We start from the raw sequence: 20,682 nt of genomic DNA, 5'->3' as shown, positions 1-20,682 counted from the left end.
GTCTACGACAGCAGCAGGTAGCGTCAAGGGGATCGCGGTTAATCGAGGGAATCTCTGTGGCAACAGCAGCGTTGGCCTCACGAGTTCTTCAACTTAGGGTTCGCTCACTGCTCAACCCCGTACGCAGAGATTAAGCTCTCTGGCCGTTGGGGTGAAGACACCGGCTTCGGCCGGTTTTTTCGTTACTGGGGATTGAGAACAGCTCCTGAGTTGAACGCCCTCCCCGTGGCGAGGGTACTTCCTCCCGCTGGACTGCGTGCAGGCGCTGTGTAGGAGCTGACGAGTGCAACGAGGCTGCGATCTTTCCCCAGCCACTTGAGTCCCAAGCGAAAGATCAAAAGATCGCAGCCTCGTTGCACTCGACAGCTCCTACAAGGTGCAGTCCAGTGGATCGGTGTACCGCTTACTTACAGCAGGGTCCTAGGAGATTTCCTTCGAGTTGTGGCGATGTTGGTGAACTGGTCCGGCTTGGGGCTCACCGCTAGTCTGGGTTTGTCACTGAAAAAACGGTTCGGCTTGAGGTTCAAGCGGCGGGCTGACAGGCCTGTGGTGAACTGAAAACCGCCTTCGCGAGCAGGCTCCCCACACTGGATCTGTGTCGAACCAAAATATCGAGATCAACACCAATCAACTGTGTGCGAGCCTGCTCGCGAAGGCGTCGCCCAGACAACCCAAAACCCTGTGGCGAGGGAGCTTGCTCCCGCTGGGGCGCGCAGCGGCCCCAAAAAAAGCGATGAGCGCTGCGCACTCAAGCGGGAGCAAGCTCCCTCGCCACAAAAGCTTCCCAGCCCCAAGCCCTCAAGCCCTCAAGCCCTCAAGCCATAGATTGGCAGTTTGAGGAGTCAGCTCTGAGGTGCTACCGCTCGTGCAACGCCTCGGACCGGGCCTTGATGATCGGCTTGAGCAGGTAGCTGAGCACGGTTTTCTTGCCCGTGATGATGTCCACCGACGCCACCATGCCCGGAATAATCAGCAGCGGCTTGTCATCGGTGCCCAGGTGGCTGCGTTCGGTGCGCAGCTTGATGACGTAGTAAGTGGTCTTCTTGTCTTCATCGGTGATGGTGTCAGCGCCGATCTGTTCCAGCTTGGCTTTCATACCGCCATAGATGGTGTAGTCGTACGCGGTGAACTTCACCGTGGCGTCCTGGCCGGGGTGCAGGAAAGCGATGTCCTGGGGGCGGATTTTCGCTTCCACCAGAATGGTGTCGTCCAACGGCACGACTTCCACCAGGTCGCTGCCAGGCTGGATTACGCCGCCGATGGTGTTCACCAGCAACTTGTTGACGATGCCGCGCACGGGCGACGTTACCAGGGTGCGGCTCACCCGATCTTCCAGGGCTTTGCCGGTGGCCTGGGCCTTGTTCAGGTCGGTGCGAGCTTCGTTGAGCTGGGTCAGGGCTTCGCTGCGGAACTTGCCGCGGGTCTCGTCGATCTTGCGCTGCACTTCCTTGATCGCCGATTCGGCACGAGGGATCGCCAGCGTCGTGGCGTCCAGCTGCCCACGGGTCTCGACTTCGGCGCGCTTGAGCCGCAGCACTTCCACCGGCGATACCGCGCCCTGGGCCACCAGCGGCTCGGACATGTTGATTTCCTGGCGTTGCAGCGCCAGGCCGGAGCGGTACTGCGCCTGCTTGGAGATGAATTCGCGCAGCTCCTGCTGGCGCTGGATCAACTGCTCCTGCAAGCCGCCGATTTCATCATGCAACTGCTGGCGGCGGCTGATGTACAGCGACTCCTCGCTGGCGGCCTGGCGCGGCACTGCCTTGAGCACATCGGCCGGGAAATTCAGCGGCCGGTCATCGACCTCGGCACTCAGGCGCTCGACCCGCAACAACATGGACAGGCGATCCGCCTCGGTTTCACCGACGTTGGAGACAAACCGGGTGTCGTCCAGGCGAATCAACGGGGCGCCAGCGTCGACGATCTGCCCTTCCTTGACGAACAGCTCTGCGACGATGCCGCCTTCCAGGTTCTGGATTTTCTGGATCTTGGACGAGGGAATCGCCTTGCCGTCGCCCTTGGTCACTTCGTCGATCACGGCGAAGTTGGCCCACAATAACAGGAACACGAAGAAGCCGATGATGCTCCAGATCGTCAAGCGCACCACCCGGGGAGCGTCTTCGATCAGCGCCTTGTTGACTTCGGGCAGCGGCTGGCCGTGCAGTGAGTCGGAGCCTTTGAAATAACGGCCCACAGCGCCCCTGAAACCTGACTTAAGCAACACTGATCTGCCCCTTCTTCAACGCTTCCATGACGGCCGCTTTCGGGCCATCGGCGAGGATCTGTCCACGGTCGATCACCAGCAGGCGATCCACCAGCGAGAGCAAGGATGCCCGGTGCGTCACCAGCAACACGGTCTTGTTTTCCACCACCGCGGCCAAGCGCTGTTTCAAGCGCTCCTCGCCGGTGTTGTCCATGGCGCTGGTGGGTTCGTCCAGCAACAGGATGGGCGGGTTGAGCAGCAATGCGCGGGCCAGGGCGACGTTCTGGCGTTGACCACCGGACAGGTTCTGCCCGCGCTCACCGACTTGCAGTTCATAGCCTTGCGGATGCAGGCGGGCAAATTCATGCACCCCCGCCAGCTCGGCGGCCTGGAGCACCAGCTCATCTTCGACGTACCGGGCGCCTGAGGTCAGGTTGTCCCGCAGGGTACCGGCCAGCAGCTGGATGTCCTGGGGCACGTAGCCAATGTTGTAGCGCAGCTCGCTGACGTCGATCTGGCGGATGTCCACGCCGTCCACCAGCAAGGCGCCGTCGTCGGGTTGGTAAAGCCCCACCAGCAACTTGGCCAGGGAGCTCTTGCCCGAACCGCTGCGGCCGATGATGCCGATTTTCTCGCCCGGCTTGATCACCAGGTTGATGTTCTTCAGCGCGGCGTTCTGCTGGTTCGGGTAGGTGAAATTCAACTGGCGGCACTCAATGGCACCCTGCAGAACCCTGCGGCTCAGCGGGCGCTCGTCGAAATTGCGCTCCTGGGGCAGCTCCATCATCTGGTCGACCGAGGTCATGGTCACCCGCGCCTGCTGGTAGCGAGTCAGCAGCCCCGACAGCGAAGCCAATGGGCTGAGGGCGCGACCGCTGAGCATATAGCAGGCGATCAGCCCGCCCATGCTCAAGTTGCCAGCGATGATCTGGTACACGCCGAAGACGATCATGATCACCCCGGCCAATTGCTGGATCAGCAACGTGATGTTCATCGCCAGGCCGGACAGCATCTTCACCCGCAGTTCGAGACGGCTGAGGGTGCCGATGGTCTGTTCCCACTGGTACTGGCGCTCGCTCTCGGCGTTGTTGACCTTCACGGCGTCCAGGCCGGCCAGGGTTTCGATCAGGCTGGACTGACGCTCGGCGCCCAGGGCCATGGTTCGCTCCATGGTCGCCACCAAGGGCTTTTGCAAGGCGTAGCCGATCAGCAGGGCAATCGGGAAAGCCAGCACCGGAATCCACACCAGGTGCCCGCCGAGAATCGCAATGACCGCGAAGATCAGCAGGGTAAACGGCAGGTCGATCAGGCTGGTGAGGGTCAGCGAGGCGAGGAAGTCCCGCAGGCTCTGGAACTCATGGATGTTCTGGGCAAAGCTGCCGACCCGCGCCGGGCGGTACTTCATGGACATGCCGACGATGCGCTCGAACAGCGTCGCCGAAATGATCAGGTCGGTTTTCTTGCCGGCCAGGTCCAGGCACAAGCTGCGCAACATCTTGAGGATCAGGTCGAAAATGTAGGCACCCGTAATGCCGACGGCCAATACCCACAGGGTCGCTTCGGCCTGGTTCGGCACCACGCGGTCGTAGACGTTCATCACGAACAGCGGCGCGGCCATGGCGATGATGTTGATCAACAGGCTCGCCGCGATAGCGTCGGCATACAGCCAGCGGGACCGCTTGAGGGTGTCGCGAAACCACGAACGCGCGCGAGGGATCAGCGTGCCGTGGTTCACGTCAAATTTATGCTGCGGTTGGGCAAAGAACACCTTGCCGCTGTAGTCATCGGCCAGCAGCTCTCGGCTGACCGTGACCTCACCACCGTCGCTTTCGCTGAGCAGCAGTCGCGCCTGGTCGTCGCCGACCCAGCCCAGCAGCACGGCACTGCGACCTTCCTTGAGCAGCAACAGCGCCGGCATGGCGATGGTCGGGATTTGCTCGAGCTTGCGTTGCAGCACCCGACCTTGCAGACCGGCACGGGCCGCCGCGCGCGACAATAATTCGACGCTCAGCCGTTGCTTGGGCAGCGGCAGGCCGGTGGTGAGCATTGCCGCGCTGGCCGGCTTCTGATGCAGCATGCAGAGTGCCAGCAGACCGTCCAGCAGCGGGTCATCGTGCAGCGTGCGCGGGTCATGAACTAGTTCGACTGGACTGACTTCTGATTCCACGCTCGGCACTCTGACTGATTAAAACGGGTGGTAGGACTCAATTCATCCCAGGCAACTGAACCCTGGGTTTCACGTCGTTCTGCACAACCGATGCCAACGGCGCGACCACACCCTGGCTTTTCAACAGCTGGCCCATGGTTGCCTTGATACGGTACTGGGTGAACAACTGCACGTTCTTGATTTCCGCCAGGCGGCGGGATGCGCTGAACAGCTCGTTTTCGCTGTCGAGCAAGTCGAGCAGGGTCCGCTCGCCGAGGCTGAACTGCTTCTGGTAGGCGGTGCGCACGTTGGCGCTGCGATCCACGTATTGTTGGGCGATCGGCACCTGGGCGTTGGCGTTGTTCAAGGCGTTCCAGGCCAGGCCCAGCTCTTCATTGAGCTGGCGCAGCGCGTTGTTGCGGATGTCCAGGGCCTGGTTGGACAGGTACGACTTGGATTCCAGGTCCGCCTTGTTGCTGCCGCCGGCATACAGGTTGAAACGCATGCGCAGCATCGCTTGCCATTCATTGTTGTGGCCGTTCTCGCCGTCCAGGTCGTTGTCGGCGGTACGGCCCAACTCGGCGTCGAAGCGCGGGTAAAAGCTCGACTTGGCGGCTTCGTACTGCTTCTCGGCGGCGGCAATGTCAGCCTCGGCCGAGCGCAATACCGGGCTGTTTTCCAGCATCTGGGCGCGGGCTTCGGTCAGGTTGGCCGGCAGCAATGCCAGGAAGTCGGCGGGACGTTCCAATTGGTCGGGCAATTGACCCACGGCGCTGAGGTAGTTGGTCTCGGCGTCGGCCAGGTTGGTCTGCTCGGTGATCAGGTTGTTGCGGGCCTGGGCCATCCGGGCTTCGGCCTGGTCCAGGTCGGCACCGCTGCCCACACCACGGGAAGTGCGCAGCTTGATCTGGTCGAAGATGCGCTCGTGGCTCTTGAGGTTTTCCTCGGCCAGGCGCACGAACTCGCGACGGGTCAACACGTCCAGGTAGACCTGGGCCACCGTCAACCCGGTGCGCTCGGACGCGTCCAGCAACGAGTAGGCACGGGCATTGACGGTGGCTTGTTGACGCCCCACTTCGCTGGATGTCGCAAAACCGTCAAAAACCATTTGCGTCAGACGCAGGCTCGACTCGCCGCGGTTCAGGGTTTCCCAATGATTGGTCCCCCCTGATCGGGTGGTGACACTGTCGGTGCCTTCACGACCATATCCGGCAGCCAGGTCCACCCTGGGCAGATAACCGCCCTTGGCCGCCTTGAGCTGGTAATCCGCCGCGAGGCGACTGTTTACGCCGGCCTGGATTTCAGGATGGACATCCAGCGCCTGTTGCATGGCCTGCGGCAAGGTTTGTGCTTGTACGAAACTGGCGGCGAGGGCGAAGGGTAAAGCCATGAACAGGGGCGAACGCATGGTGGATTTCTTCCTGAAACACTTGTCTTGGATCACAGCGAAACGTGGCGCTGCATCGGATGATGGCAACCGGAATGACCGTATGTCGGAAAGTTCAAAGCAGGAGCTGGAACACGCACCGAGAGAACAGGTCGCCGCTTAAATATCAATGTGACATTGCGGCAGCGATTGTTTAGGATGGCCAGCAGAAGGTCAATAGTTTGGCACAAACAAAATAATTGATTAAACACAGCCAAAATATTGACATGTAAAAGCGTCAAATAACCTTACTTTGTGAACATGAACGTCCAGACCGCTGCCGCCTACAAGCTGCCGGGTCCATGGAAGTCTACTGAGCGTGGCACCCGGAGAGTCTTCAATGAGCAGTGTTATTGCCGTTGTCAAAAGCATTGTTGGTCAGGTTTTCGTCGTATCCCCCGAGGGCATCCGGCGCGTACTCATTGAAGGGGATCGCCTGTACACCGGCGATCAGCTGGACACAGGCCCTTCTGGCGCCGTCACATTGGACCTGGCCGATGGCCGTACCCTGGACCTGGGTCGCGACACCCAGTGGAGCGCCAATGCCCCAGACTCGTCCACCGATCTTGAACAGGCCACAGCCCAGGCCGCGCCGTCGGTAGAAGAGCTGCAACAAGCCATCGCCGCAGGCGTCGACCCGACGACCGCCCTGGAAGCCACCGCCGCCGGTGCGACTGCCGCAGGTACGGGTGGTGCCGCCGGTGGCGGGCACAGCTTTGTGGTGCTGGATGCCACCGCTGGCAGCGTCGACCCTACCATCGGCTTCCCGACTGAAGGCCTCGCTTCGGCTGCCGCCACCGATAACAACACCCTGGGTGGCGATACCACGGACACGACCGCCAACGCCGTGCTCAATGCGACGATGACCCTGAGCGCCACGCCAACCCTGACCGAAGCCGGCGGCGTGCTGGTCTACACCGCTACCGTGACCCAGGCCCCGCAAACCGCCTTGACTGTGACCTTGTCCAACGGCGCGGTCATCGTGATACCGGCGGGTCAGTTGACCGGTAGCGTCAACGTTCCACTCGCGCCTAATGACACGGTCTACAACGACCCAAGCCAGATCAGCGTGACCGTCACTGGCACCACCGGTGGCACTGGCATTGCCGTGACCGTGCCCACCACGCCGGCCGTGACCCAGATCACCGACACCATCGACACCACCACCGTCACCCTGACGGCGGGCAACACCGTCACCGAAGGCGGCCAGATCACCTACACCGCCACCCTGACCAACCCGGCTCAAACTCCGGTGACCGTGACCTTGAGCAATGGCTCGGTCATCACCATCGCCGCCGGCCAGACCACTGGCACCGTTAACGTCGAGACGCCGGCCAACGACGTCTACAACAACGGCAGCACCGTCAGCACCACCATTACCGACGCGACGGGTGGCAACTTTGAAAACCTGGTGCCAAGCACCACGCCTGCGGTCACCACGATTACCGATTCGGTGGACACCACCGGCCTGACCCTGACTGCCAGCAACACCATCACCGAAGGCGGTTCGATTGTTTACACCGCTACCCTGACCAACCCGGCCCAGACCCCGGTGACCGTGACCTTGAGCAATGGCTCGGTCATCACCATCGCCGCCGGCCAAACCACTGGCACCGTTAACGTCGAGACGCCGGCCAATGACGTCTACAACAACGGCAGCACCGTCAGCACCACCATTACCGGCGCGACGGGTGGCAACTTTGAAAACCTGGTGCCAAGCACCACGCCTGCGGTCACCACGATCACCGATTCGGTGGACGCCACTGGCCTGACCCTGACTGCCAGCAATACCATCACCGAAGGCGGTTCGATTGTTTACACCGCTACCCTGACCAACCCGGCCCAGACCCCGGTGACCGTGACCTTGAGCAACGGCTCGGTCATCACCATCGCCGCCGGCCAAACCACTGGCACCGTTAACGTCGAGACGCCGGCCAATGACGTCTACAACAACGGCAGCACCGTCAGCACCACCATTACCGGTGCGACGGGTGGCAACTTTGAAAACCTGGTGCCAAGCACCACGCCTGCGGTCACCACGATCGCCGATTCGGTGGACACCACTGGCCTGACCCTGACTGCCAGTGACACCATCACCGAAGGCGGTTCGATTGTTTACACCGCAACATTGACCAACCCGGCCCAGACCCCGGTGACCGTGACCTTGAGCAATGGCTCGGTCATCACCATCGCCGCCGGCCAGACCACTGGCACCGTTAACGTCGAGACGCCGGCCAATGACGTCTACAACAACGGCAGCACCGTCAGCACCACCATTACCGGGGCTACGGGTGGCAACTTTGAAAGCCTGGTGCCAAGCACCACGCCTGCGGTCACCACGATTACCGATTCGGTGGACACCACTGGCCTGAGCCTGTCCGCGTCTACCGAAGTGGCCGAAGGCGGTTCGATTGTTTACACCGCAACATTGACCAATGCTGCCGGCACTCCGGTCACCGTGACCCTGAGCAACGGTGCGGTGATCAACATCGCTGCCGGCGCTACCACCGGCACCGTGACCGTCGATGCGCCGACTGACGACGTCTATAAAGACGCTGGCAAGGTGGAAGTCAGCATTGATAACGCCACCGGCGGTAACTTCGAGAACCTGGTGCCTAGCACTACACCAGCAGTCACCGACGTGACCGACACCATCGACACGTCGACTGTCAGCCTGACGGCGACGTCCTCCGTGGCTGAAGGCGGCACCGTGGTTTACACCGCATCGGTCAACGCCCCGGTAACTGGCGCTCCGTTGGTCGTTACCCTGTCGAACGGTCAAAGCATCACCATTCCGGTCGGCTCCAGCTCCGGTTCGGTGAACTTCGTTACCCAGAACGACGCCCTCGCGGGCGGCGATAACCTGAGCGTCAAAATCGACGATGCCCAGGGCGGCAACTACGAAAAACTGGACATCGACGCCACTCCGGCGGACACCACCGTTACCGATGTGCAGGACACCACTGGCCTGACGCTCTCGGCAACCGACACTGTCGCTGAAGGCGGTTCCATCGTTTACACCGCTACCCTGACCAACGCGGCCGGCTCGCCAGTGACAGTCACCCTGAGCAACGGCGCAGTGATCAACATCGCTGCCGGTGCCACCACTGGCACCGTCACGGTCGATGCCCCAACAGACGACGTCTACAAAGACGCCGGCAAAGTCGAAGTCAGCATCGACAACGCCACGGGCGGTAACTTCGAGAACCTGGTTCCGAGCACCACGCCTGCGGTGACTGACGTCACCGACACCATCGACACTTCGACTGTCAGCCTGACCGCAACGTCCACCGTTGCTGAAGGTGGCACCGTGGTTTACACCGCTTCGGTCAATGCTCCGGTAACCGGCGCACCTCTGGTCGTGACGTTGAGCAACGGCCAAAGCATCACCATTCCGGTCGGCTCCAGCTCCGGTTCGGTGAACTTCGTTACCCAGAACGACGCCCTCGCAGGCGGCGATAACCTGAGCGTCAAAATCGACGACGCCCAGGGCGGCAACTACGAAAAACTGGACATCGACGCCACGCCGGCGGACACCACCGTTACTGATGTGCAGGACACTACCGGCCTGACGCTCTCGGCAACCGACACTGTCGCCGAAGGCGGTTCGATTGTTTACACCGCGACCCTGACCAATGCGGCCGGCTCGCCTGTCACCGTCACCCTGAGCAACGGCGCCGTCATCAACATCGCCGCCGGCGCCACCACTGGTACCGTGACCGTCGATGCGCCAACAGACGACGTCTATAAAGACGCCGGCAAAGTCGAAGTCAGCATCGACAACGCCACTGGCGGCAACTTCGAGAACCTAGTTCCGAGCACCGCGCCAGCAGCGACCGACGTTACCGACACCATCGACACCTCGACTGTCAGCCTGACCGCAACGTCCACCGTCGCTGAAGGCGGCACCGTGGTTTACACCGCTTCGGTCAATGCTCCTGTCACTGACGCCCCGCTCGTCGTGACGTTGAGCAACGGTCAGACCATCACCATCCCGGTCGGCGCCAGCAGTGGCACCGTGAACTTCGTCACGCCAAACGACGCCCTCGCGGGCGGCGACAGCCTGAGCGTGAAGATCGACGACGCCCAGGGCGGCAACTACGAAAAACTGGACATCGACGCCACTCCGGCGGATACCACCGTTACCGATGTGCAGGACACTACCGGCCTGACCTTGAGTGCAACCGATACCGTTGCTGAAGGCGGCTCGATTGTTTACACCGCCACCCTGACCAACGCCGCTGGCTCGCCTGTTACTGTGACCCTGAGCAACGGCGCCGTCATCAACATCGCAGCAGGCGCCACCACCGGCACCGTGACCGTCGATGCGCCAACAGACGACGTCTATAAAGACGCTGGCAAAGTTGAAGTCAGCATCGATAACGCCACTGGCGGCAACTTCGAAAACCTGGTTCCGAGCACCACGCCTGCGGTGACTGACGTCACCGACACCATCGACACCAGCACCGTTTCGCTCACAGCGACTTCGACTGTGGCCGAAGGTGGCACTGTCATTTACACCGCCTCGGTCAACGCCCCGGTCACTGATGCTCCGCTCGTCGTGACGTTGAGCAACGGTCAGACCATTACCATTCCGGTTGGCGCCAGCAGTGGCACCGTGAATTTCGTCACGCCAAACGACGCCCTCGCAGGCGGCGACAACCTGAGCGTCAAGATCGACGACGCCCAGGGCGGCAACTACGAAAAACTGGACATCGACGCCACTCCGGCGGACACCACCGTTACCGATGTGCAGGACACTACCGGCCTGACCTTGAGTGCAACCGACACTGTCGCCGAAGGCGGTTCGATCGTTTACACCGCGACCCTGACCAATGCCGCCGGCTCGCCTGTCACCGTGACCCTGAGCAACGGCGCCGTCATCAACATCGCCGCCGGCGCCACCACTGGCACTGTGACCGTCGATGCGCCAACAGACGACGTCTATAAAGACGCTGGCAAAGTCGAAGTCAGCATCGACAACGCCACGGGCGGTAACTTCGAGAACCTGGTGCCGAGCACCACGCCTGCGGTGACTGACGTCACCGACACCATCGACACCAGCACTGTTTCGCTCACAGCGACTTCGACTGTGGCCGAAGGTGGGACCGTGGTGTACACCGCGTCGGTTAACGCCCCGGTCACTGACGCCCCGCTCGTCGTAACGTTGAGCAACGGTCAGACCATCACCATCCCGGTCGGCGCCAGCTCCTCTTCGGTGAACTTTGTCACGCCGAACGACGCCCTCGCAGGCGGCGATAACCTGAGCGTGAAGATCGACGACGCCCAAGGCGGCAACTACGAAAAACTGGACATCGACGCTACTCCAGCGGACACCACCGTTACCGATGTGCAGGACACTACCGGCCTGACGCTATCGGCAACCGACACTGTCGCCGAAGGCGGTTCGATCGTTTACACCGCAACCTTGACCAACGCCGCGGGCTCGCCTGTCACTGTCACCCTGAGCAACGGCGCCGTGATCAACATCGCCGCTGGCGCCACCACCGGCACCGTGACCGTCGACGCCCCAACAGACGACGTCTATAAAGACGCCGGCAAAGTCGAAGTCAGCATCGACAACGCCACTGGCGGCAACTTCGAGAACCTGGTGCCGAGCACCACGCCAGCAGTCACCGACGTTACCGATACCATCGATGCTTCGACTGTCAGCCTGACCGCAACGTCCACCGTCGCTGAAGGCGGTACCGTGGTTTACACCGCCTCGGTCAACGCCCCGGTCACTGATACCCCGCTCGTCGTGACGTTGAGCAACGGCCAGACCATCACCATCCCAGTCGGCGCCAGCTCCTCTTCGGTGAACTTCGTCACGCCAAACGACGCCCTCGCAGGCGGCGACAACCTGAGCGTCAAAATCGACGATGCCCAGGGCGGCAACTACGAAAAACTGGACATCGACGCCACTCCGGCGGACACCACCGTTACCGATGTGCAGGACACCACTGGCCTGACGCTCTCGGCAACCGACACTGTCGCTGAAGGCGGTTCCATCGTTTACACCGCTACCCTGACCAACGCGGCCGGCTCGCCAGTGACAGTCACCCTGAGCAACGGCGCAGTGATCAACATCGCTGCCGGTGCCACCACTGGCACCGTCACGGTCGATGCCCCAACAGACGACGTCTACAAAGACGCTGGCAAAGTCGAAGTCAGCATCGACAACGCCACGGGCGGTAACTTCGAGAACCTGGTTCCGAGCACCACGCCTGCGGTGACTGACGTCACCGACACCATCGACACTTCGACTGTCAGCCTGACCGCAACGTCCACCGTTGCTGAAGGTGGCACCGTGGTTTACACCGCTTCGGTCAATGCTCCGGTCACTGACGCCCCGCTCGTCGTAACGTTGAGCAACGGCCAGACCATTACCATTCCGGTCGGCGCCAGCTCCTCTTCGGTGAACTTCGTCACGCCAAACGACGCCCTTGCAGGCGGCGACAGCCTGAGCGTCAAAATCGACGATGCCCAGGGCGGCAACTACGAAAAACTGGACATCGACGCTACTCCGTCGGACACCACCGTTACCGATGTGCAGGACACTACCGGCCTGACCTTGAGTGCAACCGATACCGTTGCTGAAGGCGGCTCGATTGTTTACACCGCAACATTGACCAACGCCGCGGGCTCGCCTGTCACCGTCACCCTGAGCAACGGCGCGGTGATCAACATCGCCGCTGGCGCCACCACCGGTACCGTGACCGTCGATGCCCCAACAGACGACGTCTACAAAGACGCTGGCAAAGTCGAAGTCAGCATCGACAACGCCACGGGCGGTAACTTCGAGAACCTGGTTCCGAGCACCACGCCTGCGGTGACTGACGTCACCGACACCATCGACACTTCGACTGTCAGCCTGACCGCAACGTCCACCGTTGCTGAAGGTGGCACCGTGGTTTACACCGCTTCGGTCAATGCTCCGGTCACTGACGCCCCGCTCGTCGTAACGTTGAGCAACGGCCAGACCATTACCATTCCGGTCGGCGCCAGCTCCTCTTCGGTGAACTTCGTCACGCCAAACGACGCCCTTGCAGGCGGCGACAGCCTGAGCGTCAAAATCGACGATGCCCAGGGCGGCAACTACGAAAAACTGGACATCGACGCTACTCCGTCGGACACCACCGTTACCGATGTGCAGGACACTACCGGCCTGACCTTGAGTGCAACCGATACCGTTGCTGAAGGCGGCTCGATTGTTTACACCGCAACATTGACCAACGCCGCGGGCTCGCCTGTCACCGTCACCCTGAGCAACGGCGCGGTGATCAACATCGCCGCTGGCGCCACCACCGGTACCGTGACCGTCGATGCCCCAACAGACGACGTCTATAAAGACGCCGGCAAAGTTGAAGTCAGCATCGACAACGCCACTGGCGGTAACTTCGAGAACCTGGTGCCGAGCACCACGCCTGCGGTGACTGACGTCACCGACACCATCGACACCAGCACTGTTTCGCTCACAGCGACTTCGACTGTGGCCGAAGGTGGGACCGTGGTGTACACCGCGTCGGTTAACGCCCCGGTCACTGACGCCCCGCTCGTCGTAACGTTGAGCAACGGTCAGACCATCACCATCCCGGTCGGCGCCAGCTCCTCTTCGGTGAACTTTGTCACGCCGAACGACGCCCTCGCAGGCGGCGACAGCCTGAGCGTCAAAATCGACGATGCCCAGGGCGGTAACTACGAAAAACTGGACATCGACGCCACCCCGGCGGACACCACCGTTACCGATGTGCAGGACACTACTGGCCTGACGCTCTCGGCAACTGACACTGTTGCTGAAGGCGGTTCCATCGTTTACACCGCCACCCTGACCAACGCTGCTGGCTCGCCGGTCACCGTGACCCTGAGCAACGGCGCGGTGATCAACATCGCTGCCGGCGCCACCACCGGCACCGTGACCGTCGACGCGCCAACAGACGACGTCTATAAAGACGCTGGCAAAGTCGAAGTCAGCATCGACAACGCCACGGGCGGTAACTTCGAGAACCTGGTGCCGAGCACCACGCCTGCGGTGACTGACGTCACCGACACCATCGACACCAGCACTGTTTCGCTCACAGCGACTTCGACTGTGGCCGAAGGTGGGACCGTGGTGTACACCGCGTCGGTTAACGCCCCGGTCACTGACGCCCCGCTCGTCGTAACGTTGAGCAACGGTCAAAGCATCACCATCCCGGTCGGCGCCAGCTCCTCTTCGGTGAACTTTGTCACGCCGAACGACGCCCTCGCAGGCGGCGATAACCTGAGCGTGAAGATCGACGACGCCCAAGGCGGCAACTACGAAAAACTGGACATCGACGCTACTCCAGCGGACACCACCGTTACCGATGTGCAGGACACTACCGGCCTGACGCTATCGGCAACCGACACTGTCGCCGAAGGCGGTTCGATTGTTTACACCGCTACCCTGACCAACGCCGCTGGCTCGCCTGTTACTGTGACCCTGAACAACGGCGCCGTCATCAACATCGCAGCAGGCGCCACCACCGGCACCGTGACCGTCGACGCCCCAACAGACGACGTCTATAAAGACGCCGGCAAAGTCGAAGTCAGCATCGACAACGCCACTGGCGGTAACTTCGAGAACCTGGTGCCGAGCACCGCGCCTGCGGTGACTGACGTCACCGACACCATCGACACCAGCACCGTTTCGCTCACAGCGACTTCGACGGTGGCCGAAGGTGGGACCGTGGTGTACACCGCGTCGGTTAACGCCCCGGTCACTGATGCCCCGCTCGTCGTAACGTTGAGCAACGGTCAGACCATTACCATCCCCGTGGGCGCCAGCAGTGGCACCGTGAACTTCGTCACGCCAAACGACGCCCTTGCAGGCGGCGACAACCTGAGCGTCAAAATCGACGATGCCCAGGGCGGCAACTACGAGAAACTGGACATCGACGCCACTCCGGCGGACACCACCGTTACCGATGTGCAGGACACCACCGGCCTGACGCTCTCGGCAACCGACACTGTCGCTGAAGGCGGTTCGATCGTTTACACCGCCACCCTGACCAACGCCGCTGGCTCGCCAGTGACCGTGACCCTGAGCAACGGCGCAGTCATCAACATCGCAGCAGGCGCCACCACTGGCACCGTGACCGTCGACGCGCCAACAGACGACGTCTATAAAGACGCTGGCAAAGTTGAAGTCAGCATCGATAACGCCACTGGCGGCAACTTCGAAAACCTGGTTCCGAGCACCGCGCCTGCGGTGACTGACGTCACCGACACCATCGACACCAGCACCGTTTCGCTCACTGCGACCGCGAATGTCGCCGAAGGCGGTACTGTCGTTTACACCGCTTCGGTCAATGCTCCGGTCACTGACGCCCCGCTCGTCGTAACGTTGAGCAACGGCCAGACCATTACCATTCCGGTCGGCGCCAGCTCCTCTTCGGTGAACTTCGTCACGCCAAACGACGCCCTCGCGGGCGGCGACAACCTGAGCGTCAAGATCGACGACGCCCAGGGCGGCAACTACGAAAAACTGGACATCGACGCCACTCCGGCGGACACCACCGTTACCGATGTGCAGGACACTACCGGCCTGACCTTGAGTGCAACCGATACCGTTGCTGAAGGCGGCTCGATTGTTTACACCGCAACATTGACCAACGCCGCGGGCTCGCCTGTCACCGTCACCCTGAGCAACGGCGCGGTGATCAACATCGCCGCTGGCGCCACCACCGGTACCGTGACCGTCGATGCCCCAACAGACGACGTCTATAAAGACGCCGGCAAAGTTGAAGTCAGCATCGACAACGCCACGGGCGGTAACTTCGAGAACCTGGTGCCGAGCACTACACCAGCAGTCACCGACGTTACCGATACCATCGATACTTCGACTGTCAGCCTGACCGCAACGTCCACCGTCGCTGAAGGCGGCACCGTGGTGTACACCGCCTCGGTCAACGCCCCGGTCACTGATGCCCCGCTCGTCGTAACGTTGAGCAACGGCCAGACCATTACCATTCCGGTCGGCGCCAGCTCCTCTTCGGTGAACTTCGTCACGCCAAACGACGCCCTCGCAGGCGGCGACAACCTGAGCGTGAAAATCGACGACGCCCAGGGCGGCAACTACGAAAAACTGGACATCGACGCTACTCCAGCGGACACCACCGTTACCGATGTGCAGGACACTACCGGCCTGACCTTGAGTGCAACCGATACCGTTGCTGAAGGCGGCTCCATCGTTTACACCGCGACCCTGACCAACGCGGCCGGCTCGCCTGTCACCGTCACCCTGAGCAACGGCGCGGTGATCAACATCGCAGCAGGCGCCACCACCGGCACCGTGACCGTCGACGCGCCAACAGACGACGTCTATAAAGACGCCGGCAAAGTCGAAGTCAGCATCGACAACGCCACGGGCGGCAACTTCGAGAACCTGGTGCCGAGCACTACACCAGCAGTCACCGATGTCACCGACACCATCGACACTTCGACTGTCAGCCTGACCGCAACGTCCACCGTCGCTGAAGGCGGCACCGTGGTGTACACCGCTTCGGTCAATGCTCCGGTCACTGATGCCCCGCTCGTCGTAACGTTGAGCAACGGCCAGACCATTACCATTCCGGTTGGCGCCAGCAGTGGCTCGGTCAACTTCGTGACCCAGAACGACGCCCTCGCAGGCGGCGACAACCTGAGCGTCAAAATCGACGACGCCCAGGGCGGCAACTACGAAAAACTGGACATCGACGCTACTCCAGCGGACACCACCGTTACCGATGTGCAGGACACTACCGGCCTGACCTTGAGTGCAACCGATACCGTTGCTGAAGGCGGCTCCATCGTTTACACCGCGACCCTGACCAACGCGGCCGGCTCGCCTGTCACTGTCACCCTGAGCAACGGCGCCGTCATCAACATCGCCGCTGGCGCCACCACCGGCACCGTGACCGTCGACGCGCCAACAGACGACGTCTATAAAGACGCCGGTAAAGTTGAAGTCAGCATCGACAACGCCACTGGCGGTAACTTCGAGAACCTGGTGCCGAGCACCACGCCAGCAGCGACCGACGTTACCGACACCATCGACAACACCACTGTCAGCATCACCGGCAGCACGTCGGTCACCGAAGGCCAGGCGGCCACGTACACCGTCAGCCTGACGAACCCGGCACAAACCGAGGTGACGCTCAAGATCGTCTACAGCGGCACCGCCGCCGACGGCACGGACTTCACCGGTGTCTACACCGTTAAGATCCCGGCCAACGCCACCAGCGCCACCTTCAACGTGGCAACGCTGGACGACAAGATCACCGAAGGCACGGAAAACTTCGTGGTCAAGATCGACTCGGCCACCGGTGGCAACTTCGAGCACCTGGCGGTCAGCGGCACCAACGGCAGCGTCAGCACCTCGATCATCGACAACGACGCGCCACCGGTGCTCGACCTGGACGCCAACAACTCCAGCGGCAAGACCGGCGCCGATTACCAGGTAACCTTCACCGAAGGCACCACCGGCCCGGGCGTGTCCATCGCCGACACCGACCTGACCATCACAGACCCGGATAGCACCATGCTGACCGGCGCCACCATCGTGCTGACCAACCGTCAGCCCGGCGATGCGCTGAACCTGGGCAACAGCGTCAACGGCATCAGCATCAACGCCAACAGCACCGACGGCAAGGTCGTCCTGACGCTGTCGGGCAACGCGACGCTGGCCGACTACATGCAGCAGATCAAGAACATCAGCTTCATCAACAACAGCGAAGATCCGAGCACCGTACCGCGCATCATCACCGTGACAGTGACCGACGGCGCGAGCTACTCCAACACCGCCACCACCACCGTGAACGTGGTCGGAGTCAACGACGCGCCAGTAGCCACTGGCGGCGCGGTGACCGGCACCGAAGACACTTCGCTGGTACTCGGCTGGTCGACGTTCGGCATCAGCGATGTGGACAGCGCCGCCGCCAGCCAGGGTGTGAAAATCACCGGGCTGCCGAGCGACGGCAAGTTGCAGTACCTGGACGGTGCAACCTGGAAGGACGTGGCCAACAACCAGACCTTCACCAAGGCTGACATCGACGCTGGCAAGCTGCGCTTCACTCCCGATGCCAACGAGTCCGGCGCCAACGGCAACCCGGCTGGCGTGGGCGATCAGAAGGCCGACTACGCACAAATCAGCTTCCAGCCAACCGATGGCCAGGCGCTGGGCAATACCAGCACCGTGAAGATCGACATCACGCCGGTCGCCGACGCACCGAGTCTCAACGTGGCCGGCAACAACGTGACTTCCACGGGTCTGATCAAGGAAGTCTGGACCGGCCTGTCGGGCCTGGGCACCGATGGCAGCGGCGCGCCATCCGGCACGCTCAAGTCGGTGATCGATGCCGCCGGCACGCCGAACAGCAGCGCCAACGTGACCAACGTGCAGTCCGACAGCAACGTCAACCCGGGCACCGCGTCGAAGACCTCGGGCCTGATCTTCCTCGAAGCCGGCAAGACCTACACCTTCAGCGGCACGGGCGATGACAGCCTGCTGGTGACCATCGGCGGCAAAACCGCCGCGGCAACCACGTGGGGTGCGGGCGGCCAGTTGAACGGTTCGTTCACGCCGACCACCAGCGGCTACTACACCCTGGACATCTACCACCACAACCAGACCGGCCCGGGCAGCTATGACGTGAACCTGTCGGTCAACGGCAGCACACCGGTCGACCTGAGCAGTGCCGGCGTGCCGCTGTACACCGGCGTGGCCGACTTGGCGAACGCGGGCGTGACCGTCTCCGACCTGCACGGCACCAACGGCGAAGGCTACTACGACGGCTACAAGCTCAACGAAGGCGCCGAAGGCACCAGCGTGAACCTGTCGAAGATCACCACCGCCCTGACCGACACCGACGGCTCCGAAAGCCTGAGCGTGAAGATCGGTGGCATTCCGGAAGGTAGCGTGCTGAGCGACGGCGCAGGTCATACCGCGACCGTGGGCAGCAACGGCGAAGCCTCGGTCACCGGCTGGAACCTGGGCAGCCTGACCCTGACCCCACCGACCTACTACAACGGCCAGTTCAACCTGACCGTGACGTCGACCTCCACCGAAGCCCTTGGCGGCTCGGCAACGAGCACGGCGCAGATCCCGGTCACCGTGTACCCGGCCACCTACAACGCCATCACCGCCACGTCGGGCAGTGACAACGTCACCGGCACCGACGGCAATGACATCGTGGTCGCCGACATTGGTGGGCTGACCGTGGTGCCGGGGGTCAACTACAACATCGCCTTCATGGTCGACAGCTCCGGCAGCATGAGCGACGCGTCCATCACAGCGGCCAAGAACTCGCTGACCTCGGTGTTCAACACCCTCAAGCAGAGCATGGGCGGAAACTCCGGGACGGTGAACATCTTCCTGGCGGACTTCGACAGCCAGGTGAACAAGACCGTTTCGGTCAACCTCAACGATCCAAACGCGCTGACGTTGCTCCAGAACGTGTTGGACACGATGGTGTCCGGCGGCGGCACCAACTATGAGGACGTGTTCAAGACCACGGCCAACTGGTTCAAGGGCAGCGAAGCCTCGAGCAACACCGGCGCGACGAACCTGACGTACTTCATCACCGACGGCCAGCCGACCTTCTATCAGTCCGGCGAGCAGACCAACCCGACCTTGTATGGCGACGTGAAGCTCGACAGCCTGATCACGACAACCAACTACAAGCTGGGCCAGACATTCAGCGCCGACCTGGACAGCAAGCATCGCATCCAGGTCGACACTGACGGCAACGTCACGCTGCAGTCCTGGCACAAGTCCTGGGGCGGTTACTGGAGCAGTGAGGAGTTGGGCACTTTGCGCGCCCAAGGTGATGGTACTTACGAATTGTCGTACCGCGACGGCACTGGCAGCAGCACCAACTCAAACACCACCAGCAACTCCCTGAGCGCTTTCGCGCTGTTGAGCTCGGTGTCTGGCGTGGAAGCCATCGGCTTGAACAAAGGCGTGACACTGGACGACCTGAAGGACTACGACTCGGACAAAACCCCGCAGACCAACATCGACCCAAGCAACCTGGCCAACTCGATCATCGGTCACACCGAAGCGACCTTGCCGGGTTCCGACACGGTCAATGGCGGCAACGGCAACGACATCCTGTTCGGTGACCTGGTGAGCTTCAACGGTGTCGCTGGCGAGGGCTACCAGGCCCTCCAGGCCTTCGTCGCCCAGCAGAACGGCGTGGAGGTCGGCAAGGTCACCACCAGCAATGTGCACCAGTACATCACCGAGCACTACACCACGTTCGATGTATCCGGTGCCCACGATGGCAACGACACCCTGCTGGGCGGTGCCGGCAACGACATCATTTTCGGCCAGGGCGGCAACGACACGCTCGACGGTGGCAAGGGCAACGACATCCTGCTGGGTGGCACGGGTAACGACACACTGATCGGCGGCCAGGGCAATGACACCCTGATCGGCGGGCTTGGGGGCGATACCTTTGTCTGGAAATCCGGCGATACCGGCACTGACGTGATCAAGGACTTCAAGGCCGGCGATGGCGACCGGATCGACCTGCGGGATCTGCTGCAGGGCGAAACCGGCAGCACCATCGACCACTTCCTGAAAATCAGTACGGTCGATGGCGTATCCTCGCTGCAGGTCAGCACGACCGGCCAGTTCAACGCGGACAATGGCGCAGCGGCCACACCGGACGTCACGATCAAGCTCGAAGGCAACAACTGGTCGAACGTCAACCTGAACTCGTTGATCGCCGGCAGTGACCCGACCATCAAGGTCGATCACAACAACAGTTGACCGAGCCCTCACGGCCGCCCTTCACAGGGCGGTCGTGCGTGGCTGTTCCCCGGGATGACGATTTCGTCTCCACCCTCCATACTCCCCCACAGTTGGCCTATGCTGCCCAGCATGACGCCGCTTCATACATG

At 61.9% G+C, this 20,682-nt stretch carries 4 protein-coding genes; 1 reads left to right on the top strand and 3 read right to left on the bottom strand.

Annotated elements, in window-relative coordinates:
• Positions 1-856: 856 nt before the first annotated feature.
• From GFU70_RS01275 to GFU70_RS01265, 3 genes are read right to left on the bottom strand one after another with little or no spacing between them, the layout of a single operon-like run.
• Positions 857-2,224 carry an HlyD family type I secretion periplasmic adaptor subunit gene (locus tag GFU70_RS01275; RefSeq protein ID WP_153387484.1) on the bottom strand — a complete coding sequence of 456 codons (1,368 nt, stop codon included), beginning with the start codon at positions 2,222-2,224 and terminating at the stop codon, positions 857-859.
• Positions 2,214-4,370 (bottom strand): type I secretion system permease/ATPase, encoded by a 2,157-nt coding sequence (locus GFU70_RS01270; protein ID WP_116643821.1) that lies wholly within the window; start codon positions 4,368-4,370, stop codon positions 2,214-2,216. Before GFU70_RS01270 ends, GFU70_RS01275 begins: the two co-directional genes overlap by 11 nt.
• 37 nt (positions 4,371-4,407) lie before the next feature.
• Complete coding sequence (locus GFU70_RS01265) at positions 4,408-5,757, bottom strand: TolC family outer membrane protein (protein ID WP_058544779.1); 1,350 nt, start codon at positions 5,755-5,757, stop codon at positions 4,408-4,410.
• Between the two features lie 358 nt (positions 5,758-6,115).
• Here GFU70_RS01265 and GFU70_RS01260 point away from each other — a divergent pair, with 358 nt between their 5' ends.
• A complete protein-coding gene (locus tag GFU70_RS01260) occupies positions 6,116-20,551 on the top strand; it encodes a LapA family giant adhesin (RefSeq protein ID WP_153387483.1) in 14,436 nt (4,811 codons plus the stop codon).
• Positions 20,552-20,682: the final 131 nt, after the last annotated feature.

It is taken from the genome of Pseudomonas brassicacearum (genome assembly GCF_009601685.2).
GTDB lineage: Bacteria > Pseudomonadota > Gammaproteobacteria > Pseudomonadales > Pseudomonadaceae > Aquipseudomonas > Aquipseudomonas kilonensis_B.
This window is presented reverse-complemented; position numbering and strand designations above follow the sequence as displayed.